Source organism: Bacteroides sp. D20, assembly GCF_003436255.1.
Taxonomy (GTDB): Bacteria; Bacteroidota; Bacteroidia; order Bacteroidales; family Bacteroidaceae; genus Bacteroides; species Bacteroides uniformis.
Window position 1 is genome coordinate 127,341 of record NZ_QSOO01000013.1, and the last position, 15,569, is coordinate 142,909.

The 15,569-nt window shown below is 48.3% G+C and carries 11 protein-coding genes; 6 read left to right on the forward strand and 5 right to left on the reverse strand.

What is annotated here, in order from left to right:
- Window positions 1-136: 136 nt before the first annotated feature.
- The 5 genes from DXD78_RS14165 to DXD78_RS14185 form a co-directional block, all read right to left on the reverse strand.
- Window positions 137-2,083 (reverse strand): glycoside hydrolase family 97 protein, encoded by a 1,947-nt coding sequence (locus DXD78_RS14165; protein WP_009037914.1) that lies wholly within the window; start codon window positions 2,081-2,083, stop codon window positions 137-139.
- 30 nt (window positions 2,084-2,113) lie between these two features.
- Entirely contained in the window at window positions 2,114-4,054 is a 1,941-nt protein-coding gene (locus DXD78_RS14170) for a family 43 glycosylhydrolase (protein ID WP_009037913.1), read from the reverse strand.
- A gap of 110 nt (window positions 4,055-4,164) precedes the next feature.
- Window positions 4,165-5,292 carry a glycoside hydrolase family 88 protein gene (locus tag DXD78_RS14175; RefSeq protein WP_009037912.1) on the reverse strand — a complete coding sequence of 376 codons (1,128 nt, stop codon included), beginning with the start codon at window positions 5,290-5,292 and terminating at the stop codon, window positions 4,165-4,167.
- A 17-nt stretch (window positions 5,293-5,309) separates the two neighbouring features.
- A complete protein-coding gene (locus DXD78_RS14180) occupies window positions 5,310-6,641 on the reverse strand; it encodes a BNR repeat-containing protein (RefSeq protein ID WP_009037911.1) in 1,332 nt (443 codons plus the stop codon).
- Complete coding sequence (locus tag DXD78_RS14185) at window positions 6,634-7,887, reverse strand: DUF2264 domain-containing protein (protein WP_005830116.1); 1,254 nt, start codon at window positions 7,885-7,887, stop codon at window positions 6,634-6,636. Before DXD78_RS14185 ends, DXD78_RS14180 begins: the two co-directional genes overlap by 8 nt.
- Window positions 7,888-8,392: 505 nt before the next feature.
- On the opposite strand from DXD78_RS14185, the gene hemW reads away from it, so the two are divergent.
- The 6 genes from hemW to DXD78_RS14215 all read left to right on the forward strand — a co-directional run bounded on the left by hemW (window position 8,393) and on the right by DXD78_RS14215 (window position 15,438).
- Window positions 8,393-9,523 carry a radical SAM family heme chaperone HemW gene (gene hemW / locus DXD78_RS14190; protein WP_009037910.1) on the forward strand — a complete coding sequence of 377 codons (1,131 nt, stop codon included), beginning with the start codon at window positions 8,393-8,395 and terminating at the stop codon, window positions 9,521-9,523.
- A 20-nt stretch (window positions 9,524-9,543) separates the two neighbouring features.
- Window positions 9,544-10,089, forward strand: a complete 546-nt coding sequence (locus DXD78_RS14195; protein WP_009037909.1) for an RNA polymerase sigma-70 factor — start codon at window positions 9,544-9,546, stop codon at window positions 10,087-10,089.
- Between the two features lie 286 nt (window positions 10,090-10,375).
- Window positions 10,376-10,894: a DUF4974 domain-containing protein gene (locus DXD78_RS14200; RefSeq protein WP_009037908.1), complete on the forward strand. Its 519-nt coding sequence runs from the start codon at window positions 10,376-10,378 to the stop codon at window positions 10,892-10,894.
- A gap of 2 nt (window positions 10,895-10,896) precedes the next feature.
- The gene (locus DXD78_RS14205; RefSeq protein WP_034529504.1) at window positions 10,897-13,635 is read left to right on the forward strand and encodes a TonB-dependent receptor domain-containing protein; all 2,739 of its coding nucleotides are present in this window, start codon (window positions 10,897-10,899) and stop codon (window positions 13,633-13,635) included.
- A 15-nt stretch (window positions 13,636-13,650) separates the two neighbouring features.
- Window positions 13,651-14,793 carry a DUF4249 domain-containing protein gene (locus tag DXD78_RS14210; RefSeq protein WP_016273062.1) on the forward strand — a complete coding sequence of 381 codons (1,143 nt, stop codon included), beginning with the start codon at window positions 13,651-13,653 and terminating at the stop codon, window positions 14,791-14,793.
- A gap of 291 nt (window positions 14,794-15,084) precedes the next feature.
- Window positions 15,085-15,438: a hypothetical protein gene (locus DXD78_RS14215; protein ID WP_005830102.1), complete on the forward strand. Its 354-nt coding sequence runs from the start codon at window positions 15,085-15,087 to the stop codon at window positions 15,436-15,438.
- Window positions 15,439-15,569 lie beyond the last annotated feature (131 nt).

A 15,569-nucleotide genomic window follows, 5' to 3' on the forward strand; every position in this document is an offset into this window, starting at 1 on the left:
GTTCAGTCGTATAGTGAATGCCATTCAGTATACGACTGAATCAGGACAATTATAGACCTCTGATAATCAAAGATTTGCAAAAGGAGTAATCCGTTATGATATATCATTACAAAACAAGGGTTGCTCCATGCCTTCTTTATTCCACGATTACCGCCCCTCCCTGCGGCTGAACCGTGAGTTGCAGAGAGCCGTCAGTCTTTATCTTCTGCAGCTTTAATTGAGGCTGCATCTTCTTGTCATCACTATACAGAGACACCTCTTGTCCTGCCAGCACAGGAAGGTCAAGCTTCAGTTTCAATGGTTCCGCCGTTGCATTGACAGCGGCTATGTACCACGTGTTGCCATGACGACGGGCAAGAACAATATATCTCCCCGGATAGCCGTCAATGAAACGGGTCTCGTCCCAAGTAGTGGGCACTTGTTTCATAAAGTCGAGGCAGATTTGCGGAGCATCCGTCAAGTTATTAGGTGCCAAGGCGAAGTTCTGGATAGGATTTTGGAACAGCACTGCCGTTGCCAGCTGAAAGATGTCCGTGGTGCGGCGAATAGTTCCGCCATCGTTGCTGCGGTTCAAACGCTTGTTCAGGAACACACCGCCAAACTCCATGCATCCCACAGCATTGCGGATGAAAGGGTGCAGCGTGGCATTGAAGGCCTCGTTATCACAGAAATGCTGGCTAAATACCAGATTCTCGGAAGCCAGCACCGCCTCGCTGCCTACGTAATTGGGATACATCCGTTCCCAGCCGCGAGGCAAGGTACAGCCGTGGAAGATAACCATCAGACCGTGGTCGTCGGCATCGCTCAGAATCTCCTCGTACAAACGCAGGGTCTCCTGCTTGTCACCGCCGAAGAAGTCTACTTTGATACCCTTCACACCCAGACTTTGCAACCAGCGCATCTCTTGCTTGCGGGCAATGGAGTTATCCATCCGGTTGACGGGACTCTGCTCTATATCGTTCCAGTAACCACTGGAGCTATACCACAAGAATACCTCCACACCCTTGCTACGGGCATACTTGATAAACTGTTCCATGCGGTCGCGACCGATGTTGTTGTCCCACCAGTTGTCAATCAATACATATTCGTATCCCATGGCGGCTGCCAAGTCAACATAGCGCACCTGGTCGTCGTAGTTGATGCTGCCGTCCTGCCAGAGAATCCAGCTCCATGTGCCACGGCCCGGCTTGTAATCATGGGTGGTGGTATAGCGTGGTTCCACTACATCCCAGGGGACGGTGGTTTCCACAATCGGCTTCAAGGTTTCCCCCACCGTCACAGTACGCCACGGCGTGGAGCCCGGCAGGGAAAAGGCAGGTGACACCGTTCCGTTGCCGTTGTTCTCTTCCGGCATGGGGAAAGCAATGCGATACACGCCGTTATCCCAATCACTCAAACGCGAGCCACAATAACGGCTGTCCACTCCGGTTTCACTGAGCAGTACCCAGCCGTCATCCCCCACCTTGAACAAGCAGGGAAATGTATATCCATGTCCATAACCCGAACGTTCGTTCATCGGGGCATCTGCCTTATATTCTTCTTCGTAACTGGGTTTGGTACGCTTCCACCCTATCATGGCGTCGCTCTGCGGACAAAGGAAAGTGGTGGTCTGCGACGGGAAGCGGAAGCCGGTCCGTTCGCTGTTCACCGTGACGCTTCCTTTTCCCTGCTCCCTCGGCAGGGTGTAACGGAAAGCCACGTCATTGTTGCTGACGCGGAAAGTTATCTGCACATTCTTCCCCTCACCGTTGACGAATGAACAAAGCAATTCGTTTGCCCGGTAATGGATGTGCGAAGCTTTGATTCGGGATTGTTCATAAACCGTATCGAAAGCTGTGACTTTATGTTCCTTCAACTGCAATCCTCTATAGAAATCACCCACATTTGTCTCCATCCCCAAGGGAGAAGATTCCAGCATTTGCTTTCCATTGTAGGTGACGGCGTAAGACACTTCGCCGTTGGCTGACGGGCAGGATACCGTAAGCTGCAATTTTCCATCCGGACCATTGACAGATACACTCTGTGCTGCCAGCGGACCTGAGAGGGCAAACAACCAAACCAGTAATTTCAATCTATTCTTCATGGTATTAAATTATTATGTTATATCATTAAATCAAAAGGTAGGCATCACCGGCCTGATGGTTCCGTCTTCATTGAACTCCATCCGGTCTATGCAGACTTCACGATGAACGCCGGGGCCATCTTTCAAGTACCATTTATTAATACGGTGGTAAACGATTCTCCACTCATCTGTACCGGGAATCTGCAATACAGCGTTGTGTGCCGGACCGTAAATTTCCTTTTCCGGATTCTGAATCAGCACAACGGGTTGCTTGGCAACTTCGATAGGACCGAGCGGCGACTTGGATGTACCGTATGCCACATGGTAATTGGGCGAACCGGTATCGTCTACCGACCACATGAAATAGTAGAGCCCGTTGCGATAAAAGACATAGGCTGCTTCGCGGAAAGCATAGTCCTGCAAGGTGCCTCCCGCCGGTGTCATCACCGTAACGGTATTTTCCTTGATGGACACCATATCGTCGTTCAGCTCGGCACCTGCCATGTAGCCGTTGCCCCAGTAAAGATAGGATTTGCCCGAAACAGGGTCTGTAAACACATCCACATCAATCTGTTGCCCGCCACCGACGGGTGAGGCTGTAACGACAGGGCGTCCCAAATCGGTGAAAGGGCCGGCAGGAGAATCGCTCGTAGCCACTCCAATCTGCTTGCCGCCGCCATTCTTGGGGTTTCCACTGTAATAGAAGAAGTATTTATACTTGCCGTCCACTTTTTTCTCTTCAATGCAAGGCGCCCAAGCATTGCCATCTGCCCAGGGCACTTGCTCCGACTGCAAGTCCAGCATGACGCCTTCATCCTGCCAGGTCTTCAAATCCGTGGAGGAGAATACGGTGAAATACCAGCCTCCCCAACCCGGCTGTCCGTCCGTAGTAGAATAGATGTAATACTTTTGAGTCTGATGGGAATAAAGGATTTCCGGGTCGGCATGGAAACCCGGCAATACGGGATTGTTGGGCAATGCGCCCAGTTCTGTCGGCTTGCCCCATTCATCGGTAATGCGCAACAGCTCATGGCGGGTAATGGGGATAATGGTCCCATGACGGGGATGGAAGTTCATCTTCACCTCGCTGTCTATCACCTTAAAATTCTTCAAGTCAGTGGTTTCCGTAAACTGATAGCTTCCTTTCATATAGACGTCGTACATCAGGATATACTTATCCTGCCCTATCAGTTTGAAAGTGCCCGCACCCTCTACGGCTTCCTTAGTCTGTTGCTTGTAATCGGGCTCTTCCGTCCATGCCCCGGAGGTCAGGGAACGAGTGGTGGCCACCTTTATGCCGTTTCCATGCCCTTCCGTCTTATAGAAAAGGTGGAAAACACCATCCTTATAGACAATGTCTCCATCGATGCACGATTTCCCGTTCTCCGGCAGAAACAATGGCTTGGGCTCTCCCTCCAAATCCGTAAACTCCGCATTGGCATAAGCATAATATATGACATCGGCTCCATCGCCATGCAGCATGGACCAATACACCATGTACTTTCCCGCCTCCGGGTCGTAGATAGTCTGCGGAGCCCATACACGCTTCAAATCCTCCTGACCTGAATAACGTTTCTGTATATTGATAACGGAGTGGGACCAGTTGACCAAGTCGGTAGATTTCAGCAAAACCATGGCACGGTTGGAACTCCATCCATTGGCTGAAACCATATCTGTCACTACCATATAGAAAGTCTTGCCATCCTCGCAACGAAGGATATGCGGGTCGCGGACTCCCCCGGTGGAGCTGATGACTTTCGAGTCGATTACCGGTTCATTATCATTCAATGCCCAGTAGGTATAACCGTCCATGCTTACAGCATAGCGCACAGCCTCTTCATCGCCACTATTCCCAGTGAAATAAGTGAACAAATAAGCTACATAATCTTTTTCGGGAAAGGATTTTTGCCAGGAATATCCCGGAAGTGCAAACAACGACAATAACATTGCCGCCAAAAGCATCCGGAAAGTGTTTTTCATCCGTACAATCATAATCTTTTTATATTAAACCTTTTAACGGGTGTAAAATTAACACTATATACATTATAATACAAAGAAAGTGTATATGTTGTGTAACATATACACTTATTTAATCTCTCCAATCAGTCGGCATTCAAAAAACGCACCATCTCACAAGCTGCCAGCAGAAATGCCCCTACCCCAAAGTTAGCAGTAGAGTTGGCATCAACCACCTGTCCGGGAATGGCTTTCTCGCCAATCGGCTGTACATACCCTATGCGGCCATCGGGCTGCAAGGCTACAGTAGTCAGATAATTCCACGCCTTCATCACTACGGGTTGATAAGCAGCCTTGTCCAGCAAGCCGTTGTTCATCCCCCATAACAGACCATAGGTAAAGAAAGCCGTACCGCTGGTTTCAGGACCGGGAGCATGCTCAGGGTCGAGCATACTGCGTGTCCAGTAGCCTTCCGGCTGCTGGCAGGCAGCCACGGATTTGGCCATCGTCTGGAAGCGGTCTATGTACTCCTGGCGGTATTGGTCTGTTTCGGGCAGGTCTTTCAGTACCTTTGCCAAAGCAGCCAGCACCCAACCGTCGCCACGTGCCCAGAAGTCTTTCTTACCATTCACACTTTTGTGTTTTGGATAAATATATTTGCCGTCGCGATAGTATAGGCCTTCCTCCGAATCGTACATGATACTGTTGGCATAGGTCCAGTATTCATGCAGTTTCTCCAGATATAACGGATTGCCGGTCAGCTTGTACATCTTTGTCATAACGGGCATTACCATGTAAAGTCCGTCCGCCCACCACCAATAATCGTTCTTGTCCGTACTCATCTGGTATTCCATCACTTCGCGCGCACGGGCTATCTTCCCGGAATCCGGCTTCACGGTATACAAATCCGCATAAGTCTGGAAACAAATCTGATAATCACCGAAAAGCACATAATCATCACTCTCCCCATAGCTGTACTTCCACTCTTCCTTGTTGTCACTCTTCGCGCCTTTCCATTCATTATGTTCTGCCCACGCCTCGGAATAGGCATAGCATTCCGGATTACCGGTCAGGAAGAACACCTCCATGTTTCCCGTATGATAGGCGGCATTGTCCCAGAAAGAGCGCCCATGTTGCGGATGGGTCTCCTGCCAATAGTTGTTCACCCGATTGATAATCTCAATCACTTCTTCCGGTTTCGGCTGCTGAGCGGTGCATGAGAACAGTCCCCAGCAAAAAGCCAAACCCAATAAAAATAAGCATGTCGTTTTCATATACTAATACTGTTCTTTTATCTTATCACTTCCAATACATATACCGATTGCGGTGCAAACTCCACAACCCGCTCTCCGTCTCCTTGCTTGGCATGCTGCACAAATAGATGCAGCCGCTTCCTGCTCTTCCACAATTCCGTGTCATGAGACGGTTCCCAGGCACCGACAGTGAAGTCGGTCAAATCGCTGATGCTCCACTTACTGTTTGCCACATCCGTAGCGTGCGCCAAAGAGACTTTGCTCCCCCGTTCTTCATCCCTGAATACATAAAATATCTCCCCGCCATCTACTACGATGCGCGGACGGGCCATCGGAATCATCTTCGTGCCTCCACCTTTCAGGGAAAACGGAGTGGTACGCCCGGAGACCTGGCGGCTGTGCCACATCTGCCCGTCATGCCAGACAATCCGGTATTGCGGGACGTCGCTGTCCGGGTCGCGCCAATAGGAAGCAATGTACGGATTGCCGCCTGCATCGGCACTCATGCTGGTCTGGTTTATCAGTTCCGAATTCTGAGGAATGCGGCAGGCATACTCTGCATTACCCAGACGGATGGGCAAATCATATTTCTTGCCATTTGCCTTATACCATGTTACGCCATTGTCAAAGGAACGGGCGTAGCATAGGTCATGGTTGGTTTCCACATGCCAAGTCTCGCGCCAGACCCACGACAGATGGATGGTTCCAAGCTCATCTACATATAGCTGCCAGTAAGCATTGCGCTTGTTCTCGCCATCAATCAGTACATCCTGCACACGGCTCCATTTCTTCTCCTTCAAGGAATAGCGGTTCATCACCAGGTTGCCCCGGCCGGAAGAACCGGAACGGTATGCAAACAGCAGGTCGCCTCCGGACAGCAGATAAAACTCCGGATAGGTTACATTGCCTTCATCCACGCCCGTCATGGGCTCCTTCTCACCCAATTCCAGTGAATGGGGTGCAATGCTGCGACAGTAGTTCAAGAGCTGTCCGTGATGGTCGAAGGCTACATGAATATACCCGTCACCGTCCAGCATCATGCTGATGACGTTATGGGCATCCTTCACATTCCCTTTATACTGTGTGCGGTGCAGTGTCCACTGTCCGGCATGGAGGTTCCGTTTTCCAAGAGTCAGGAACCCTTCCGCATCATAGTAACTGATGTATTGCTCGTCACCTTGCGTCACCAGCGAATTATTACGGAATACGGCAGTGTTGACGGAAGTCTGGCTGTATCCTTTCCCCACTTCCACCAGATGCGTTTCGGGAAGGACACCGGCAGCACCCTGTGCACAGAGTGCCACCGGAAATCCACCAATCCCCCAAACAATTAATATAAATACTATAAAAAATGAATCAGTCTTACTCATAATAGGCATGGTCTTTGGGGAATTCTTCACCACCCCACGCCTTTTTCGAAGTCCATGCCTGCGGAGCATCTGTCCAGAACGGATGGTCGGCGGGCAAGCCCAGGGGCAAGAATGCCAGGGAAGCCATGTAAAGGCTGCCGTTGTTAGTATACCAGTCGGAGATATGAGGCTGGGAACCATTGAATCCCAATGTCAGAAAACCTTTCTCGTTGAAGTTCCGGTTGTCACCGAACATACGGTTGATGACAGCTGTCATGGCAGCACGTACCTGTCCGTTCGACAATTCCTTGGGCAACCATCCACGCCATGCCAACAAAGCCAATGGTTGGAGGGTACCGGTGCGGTAGGTAATGGAACGCCCGAATACGGGGAAGGCCCCCTCGGGAGAGATGAAACGTTCCAGAATCATGCCGAAACGCTGCATGCGCTTCTGGGCACGCTGGAAATTGCAATCCGGCGCATTCCATATCTTATTTTTTCCACTGTTCGTAAAGACTTCCAGACACTCCACATACATGGGATGGAGTACGAAGCTGTTGTAATAGTCAAAGGCAAATCCCGGTCCGTCGCTATAGAAGCCGTCACCTACATACCACTCTTCCACCTTGCGCAGAGCGGAGACAATACGGTAAGCATCACTCTTGGCACCAGCCTTGCGCAGGAAACATTCTACCGTAGACGAGAACAGCAGCCAGTTGGTATAAGGAGGGTCCACACGGCGCAACTGGGTGAACTCTTCAATGTAACGCCGTTTAGTCAAACTATCCAGAGGCACCCACAAAGCATCGTATCCTCGCAGGAAGCTTTCAGCAACATAAGCGGCATCGACCAGCGGCTGTCCCTCTTTCCGCCAAAGTAGGTAATCCTGACTTTCCGGGTCTACCGCCTGCGCATAACTTTTCAATGCCCACTCGCGGAGCTGCCTGCGCTGCTTGCCTTCGGCAGTGTCATCGTCCGGCAAAGAGAGCCAGGGTGCCAACCCCGCCATCAGACGTCCGAAACATTCCATATAGGTCACCCGTTTGTCGCGTCCATCCCAAGTGGGACTAAGCTCCACCTGCATATTTTCCTGGAGCTTCCCTTCACTCATATTGCTCAGTACCGGAGCAGCCATTTGATACAACACTCCGGCCCAAAGTTCGCGGTCTGTCACTTCCTTCTCTTTTTTCTTCTTGGCAGCCATTTCCTGAGCGGGCAGCAATAAAACTGCCACCAGCAGCAACCATAAGTAGTTACTTTTTCTCATGATATTATTTAAGTTTGTTATTCAATACTGCAAAATTACCCCATTCCCGGTAATTTCGGGGGCACTATTGTTTCAAAAAGGGGTAAATATCGGTCATTAGTACCCCCAAAACTCAGAAATCACAAGAAAAAGCCTAAGATTAAGCCGTGCTACGACGGAAGTGAATAAAGTATTTGCCGCTATATTTGTTTCTTCATGAACTGCACCAGTACGAGGGCAATGCAATAAGCTATAATCTGTTCAAACCAAAAGTCAAGTCCTTCAAACATATTACTCATTATTTTAATAGACACCCATTCCTTTTTCTGATAACAAAGAAAAGGAGTTTATTCGGAACAATGAATTTCCATACGACTCAAAAAATGTTCTATTTTTCCGGATTACAGACAAAACTGAGAATACACACCAAGACACTGACTACTTCCATATTACATTAAATGTCCCGAAAACCGATATATTCTCCTGCCAAAAGACTATTTTTGCAACAAATATCCATAAGCATACCATGGCAGGCATCTATATTCATATACCTTTTTGCAAGACACGCTGTATCTATTGCGATTTTTATTCCACCACTCGCAGCGAATTGAAGCAGCAGTACATCCGTGCCTTGTGCACTGAACTGAAAACCCGCAAGGGTTATCTGAAGGAAGAACCGATAGAGACCATCTACTTTGGCGGAGGAACTCCCTCACAGCTCGCCCACGAAGATTTCGAGCAGATATTCCGGACTATCAAAGAGGTGTATGGAACAGAACATGCCGAAGAAATTACCCTCGAGGCCAATCCCGACGACCTGACGGAAGAATATGTGTCCATGCTGCGCACCCTCCCCTTCAACCGCATAAGCATGGGAATACAGACATTCGACGCCCCCACCTTGAAACTGTTGAACCGCCGGCACAATGCCGCGCAAGCCATCGCAGCCGTACACCGCCTCCGCCAAGCCGGCTTCCGGAATATCAGCATCGACCTTATCTATGGACTGCCGGATGAAACAGACCAACGGTGGGAACGCGACCTGCAACAAGCCGTCGGCCTTGATGTGGAGCATATCTCCGCTTATCATCTGACTTACGAAAAAGGCACCCGCATCTACGAAATGCTGCAAAGCCACCGCATCAGCGAAGTAGATGAAGAGAGTAGCGTGCGCTTCTTCTCGGCGCTCATGGACACCCTGGGAGCCGCGGGGTATGAGCATTATGAAATATCCAACTTCTGCAAGCCCGGCATGTACTCACGCCACAACACTGCTTACTGGAAAGGCATTCCGTATTTGGGGTGCGGCCCTTCCGCCCACTCCTTCAATGCGGAGACAAGGGAATGGAACACAGCTTCTCTGGAAGGATACATAAAGTCCATTGAAGAGGGACAGCGTTCCTCCGAAACAGAAATCCTGGATAAAGTGACCCGTTACAATGAATACATCATGACTTCCCTGCGTACCATGTGGGGAGTCTCCCTGACATATACGGAAGAAGCCTTCGGCACAGAGTTGCGCCAATATTGCACGAAGATGGCAGCCCCCTACCTCCAAAGCCACAAACTGGAGATGCAGGCAGACCGCCTGCACCTGACCCGGGAAGGCATCTTTGTTTCGGACGGTATAATAAGTGACCTGATGTTCATTGAATAACAACAAAACCGGGAGACTGCATGACCGAACAAGAAGTCAGACGCTACTTGCGCCAAATGAAGGAAGAAGACTCGGAACGGGCTTTTCACAGTTTCTACAATCTGTGCTACGACCGCTTGTTCCGTATTGCCTGCTATTTCGTGAAGTACGAAGAGTGGGCGCAAGAAATTGTGCTCGACGTCTTCATGAAGCTTTGGGAACAACGCGCCCGGTTGCCGGAAGTGAACAACATAGAGGATTACTGCTTTATCCTTACCAAAAACGCCTCCCTCAATTACCTGGAAAAAGAGAACCGGCACCCTACACTTTCGTCCGAACAGCTTCCCGAACTTTCAGACCAAGCCGATTCCCCCGAAGACACTCTTATCAGCGAAGAACTGTTTGCCCGATATGTCAAGGCGCTCGACCGCCTGCCGGAGCGTTGCCGTGAAGTATTCATCCGCCTGCGCGAAGAGAAACAAAGCTATGCACAAGTGGCGGAGGAGCTGAACATCAGCACAAAGACAGTAGACGCGCAACTGCAAAAAGCACTCACAAGACTCAAAGAAGCATTGCTGACGGAGTGAACTCTGCTTCATCTTCCTTGCAAGAAGCCGCGTATGCATGTATGAGATGTACATCTCGAGCTGCATGAGATACACATCTCGCACAACATGAGATGCACATCTCGAGCACACCTTCCCTATTGATTGAAACAGAGAAACAAGGAAGTCATACGTAGGCAGGACGGACTTTCACGGACAAAGAGCTTTAGATTAACATTATTTCAGGATATAGGCATAGGGAATTCCTGAAAAGGAGCTGTCTTTACATGCAGAAAAGGAGTCATAGGCTCTTAATAAATTGCCAAAAATGAAAGTGAATAACGAGAATTTCGACAAGGTACTGAACAAACTGGTTGCTTCTACCCGTTCCCCACGAGGACGCTTTACGGCAGAGAACAGCTGGAAGCTGCTGGAAAGCCGTTTGCTAAAGCGCCGCAGCATGAAGCGGTTCTGGATGCGTACAGCCAGTGCCGCAGCCGTAGTCCTACTCTGTGTAACGAGCTGGGCAGCCTATCAGTTCTTATACGTAGCACCGCAACGGGAAGCCATTCCCACAGAAGCCGTACATACTACCGAGGAAACCCAAGTAATCCATAGCGTACTGACATTCGACCAGCAACCCTTGCAGGAAATCGTCCGTCAACTTTCCGAAACGTTCCGTACCGATATACGTATCGAAGGAGACAGCCTGAAGAACTATCATATGACAGCTACCTTCCGCGAAGGGGAGAGTCTTACAGAAATCCTCGACCTACTGAAGGACGCCGGCAACTTTACCTATAAAAAAGAAAACAACACTATTATACTTACTACTAAACTTAACTGACAATGACCAGCTCTACTATCTGTTCGCACCACCGCATCAGAACCGTACTTCTGATGTGTGTGGTTCTTTTAAGCGCCTCACTCCATGCACAGGCACAAAACAAGGAAACACGTATAAACCTGAATATCCGTAACGCAACTTTAGAGAGTTTCGTGAAGCAACTGGAAAATGCAACCGGATTCTCCTTCATCTATGGGGAAGAAGTAAAGCTCACGCACCGCATCACACTGGAGATGAAACAAAAGAACATCAGTGAGATATTGCAACGTGCCTTTGAAAACGAACCCATCACGTTCGAAATATCCGGAAAGCACATTCTACTCCATAAGCGGCCCGTGCCGCAGAAACCCGTTAGCCGTAAGTTCACCATCAGCGGATACGTGACCGACGGAGCGTCTTCCGAGACGCTGATTGGTGCCAATATCCTTGAGAGTCGTCGTTCCACAGGTACTGCCACCAATCCTTTCGGTTTCTATTCCCTCACCCTGCCGGAAGGGGAAACGGAACTGGTTTTCTCCTACCTGGGCTACGAAAGCCGGCATAGCCGGTTCGAACTGACGAAAGACACCTTACTCAACGTCAGGCTGGACAGCAATAACCAGCTGGCAGAGGTCGTGGTGCTCTCGGACAAGCGGGAGGCCGGCATAGAAAGCACAGCCATGGGAGCGCATGAGATACCGATGACACAAATCAGGCATACCCCGTCCATATTGGGAGAAGCCGACCTGCTGAAGACCATTCAGCTGATGCCGGGTGTGCAAGCCGGTATGGAAGGTTTTGCAGGCATGTATGTGCGAGGGGGAGGTCCCGACCAAAACCTGGTTATGCTGGACGGGATTCCAGTTTACAACGCAGACCACCTGCTGGGAGTATTCTCCATCTTTACGCCCGAGGCGGTAAAGAACACCACACTCTTCAAAAGTTCTTTTCCTGCCCGCTACGGCGGGCGTCTTTCGTCTATAGTAGATGTACGGACCAACGACGGGGACATGCATAAATACCACGGCGCATTCAGCATAGGCCTGCTGACGGACAAACTGCATATCGAAGGCCCTATCTGGAAAGAACGGACCTCCTTCAGTTTCAGCGCACGAGCCATCCCCACCCTATTCTTCAAAAATCTCATTGTAGACAAAGACGACACCTATTCCGACAAATACAACTACTATTTTTACGACGTCAATGCAAAGGTCAATCATAAGTTCAGCGACCGTAGCCGCATCTTCCTCAGTTTCTACAAGGGGAAAGACCACTATCATTATGACAGTTACTACCACGGTGACAATTACGACAACAGCATTAAGAATTATTCCAAGGACAACAGCCATCTGAATTGGGGAAACACCATCGCCTACGGCCGCTGGAACTATGTATTCAACAGCAAGCTGTTTTGCAACACCACCGTCTCATACAACAAATATGAGATGGGGCTGGACGGAAACATGGAAGATACCTATACTGTCGCCAATAAAGTACAAGACAGATACTATTACTCCTCCAAGTTCAACTCCGGTATCCGTGACTGGAGTGCGCGTATGGACTTTGACTACACCCCCATGCCGCAGCACCACATCAAGTTCGGTGCAGAGTACATCCACCATACGTTCCGTCCGGGAATAGCTACCTCGAAAATACAAGATATAGATAATGGCGCCCTCCAGGAAGATACGGTTTACAATACCAGCAACAGCCATGCCATGCGCGGACAAGAAATCTCCCTTTACGCCGAAGACAATTTCAATGTAAACGCCAGGCTCAGTCTGAATGCAGGTGTACGCACATCGCTGTTCCACACACAAGGGAAAAGCTACTATTCGCTGCAGCCCCGCCTTTCCGCCCGCTATGACCTCGGACAAGGATATTCTGCCAAAGCATCCTATACGCGCATGGCACAGTATGTGCATCTGTTGTCCTCCACTCCGCTGTCTATGCCTACCGACCTCTGGGTACCCATTACCAAAGACATCAGTCCGATGTATGCCAACCAGTTCTCCATAGGAGGCTACTATTCCGGACTGCCGGGTTGGGAGTTCTCCGTCGAGGGATATTATAAACAGATGAAACACATACTTGAATATCAAGACGGTGTATCCTTCTTCGGCACCTCTACCAACTGGGAAGAAAAAGTGGAAATGGGCGAAGGCCGCTCCTTCGGTCTGGAACTGATGGCACAGAAAACATTGGGCAAGACTACCGGCTGGCTGGCATATACCCTATCCAAGACCGATCACCGTTTTAAGAGCGGAACCATCAACCAAGGCCGATGGTTCCCCTACAAATATGACCGCCGCCACAGCATCAGCCTCAATCTCAGCCATAAGTTCAGTGACCGCATTGATGCAGGAGCTTCCTGGATATTCAATACCGGTGGATGTATCACTATCCCCGAAAAGGCAACAATCATCATCCGGCCCGATGGCTCTATTGAGGAAACCGGTTACATCTCCCGGCGTAACAATTACCGCCTTCCCGCCAGCCATCGTTTGAATCTCGGCGTCAACTTCAACAAGAAGACCAAACATGGTATGCGTACCTGGAATATCAGTATCTACAATGCATACAATGCCATGAATCCGAACATCGTTTACAGCAAATACAAAAATGGATACAACGTATACTACGATGATTTCTACGAAAGTATTTATCATGGAAATACCGGGCAGAAGAAAGCTCAAACTGTCATCAAGAAAATAACAATACTGCCTTGTATTCCTTCTGTTACCTATACTTATAGATTTTAAAAACAAATCCGGCATATGAAAACAAAAATGAAATTACACCTTATTATATACATAACTATTGTAGGCTTCCTAACAGCCTGCGAAAACGAGATTCCTTACAATCCCGGACAACAAGATCCGCAAATCATCATGAACGCCTTGCTCGAAACCGGACAAGCTGAGAATGATGTCTATCTCCATTTAGGCGAGGGCTATAGTATTGAACATTTGAACGAAGCAACTCTTTTCCTCTACATCAATGGCAAAATAGCAGAAACTCCGAAAGCGGTTTCCCCGGAAGAAATTTATGGGCATCTGGAAGGAGAACTTGATAAGGACATTTATGAATCATTACTGAAAAGTATACGTTTCAAGAAATATCGTCTGACCAGCACACTGCATCCCGGCGACAACATACGTCTGGAAGCCACTGCCGAAAACGGGAAATACCATGCCAGTGCCGAGGTCACCGTGCCACAACCGATAGAGAGCCTGCACGTGGACACTTGCTTGGCCTACCTGCGCGAGTACAGCGGACAAACCCTTTACCGCCAATACAAAATTACATTGCAAGACCGCCCCAACGAGAAGAACTACTACCGGCTGGACATTTGGAATGACCGTAGTTACTATTGCAAATGGAAAGAATACCTGGAAGATGAAAACGGCAGCCTCATCAAAGTGGAAGACGAGGACGGCTCTTGGCATTGGGCCTTCATACCCAGAGACACCACCATCCTTGCTCCCCGGCAGAACGAAATCATTAACCGGGAAGATGTTATACTGACTGACGGCCATCCCGGAAACTATGATGATGAAGAAAATGAATTGTTTCCCACCATCAATAACAAATACAATATATTCAATGATAACACTTTCCGTGATTCGTATGCCACATTAAAAGTATATACCCCTCTCTACCAAGAATATTATCCGGTAGAGGGACACTACTACGACCATATATCCCGCAAACAAACCATCACCGTACGGCTGCTTAGCATCACTGAAGCCGAATACCGCTACCTGAAAGCCTTAAACTGCCTGGATGATGGGGATTACGACGATGCTTTAATGGAACCTATCAGTCTGCCTTGCAACGTCATAGGTGGATTAGGCTTTGTGGGAGTCTGCTCTGAAAGCAGAGTAATCATAGAATTGCCCGAAACTGTTTGGCAATAACATTTTGACTAATAAAAATCCTTTTATCCATTACAATAAACTGAATTTTATTTAACCTACATTACATTCGTATTACAAAAAGCATCCAAATAAAGCATTTTCACACTACAAAATTGATTTAAGTCAAGAAATGAAGGTATAAACTACACTTTTTTACGTATTCATTTTTGTGTTATAAAACATATACCTATATTTGCATAGGTAAAAAGAAAAAGCTAAGCGCTTAGAGAGTTTTCAATAGGTATTAGATTGAGATTAGTTTTTAGGAATAACAATTAAAAAGTAGGTATTATGAAACGTTTAGGATTAACATTAGTGGCAGCAGTCTGCCTGACTGCTACAACATTTGCAGCAGGAAACCAACCTACAACTGCAAAATGGGAAGGTAACATCAACATAACAAAGTTGAGCAAGTATTTGAATCTGGATTCCAACCAGCATGAAGAAGTGGCAAACATCTGCGAATATTTTACAGAACAGATGGAACGCGCTACAAATTCCAAGAAGAATCAGGAGAAGTTACTCCGTAATGCAGTTTATGGTAATCTGAAGTTGATGAAAAAGACTCTGAATGAAAAGCAGTATGCTGATTATGCCAGAGTATTGAACGTCACACTGCAGAACAAAGGTATCGAAGTGAAATAAACTTCGCTTCTGATAAATACGAAAATAGTATTTGATAAATAAAAAGGCATTGGACTTTAGAGGTTCAATGCCTTTTCTTTGGCACTATAAAATATTTTGTGTAAATGTAAAATACGGGATTCAGTATGGGT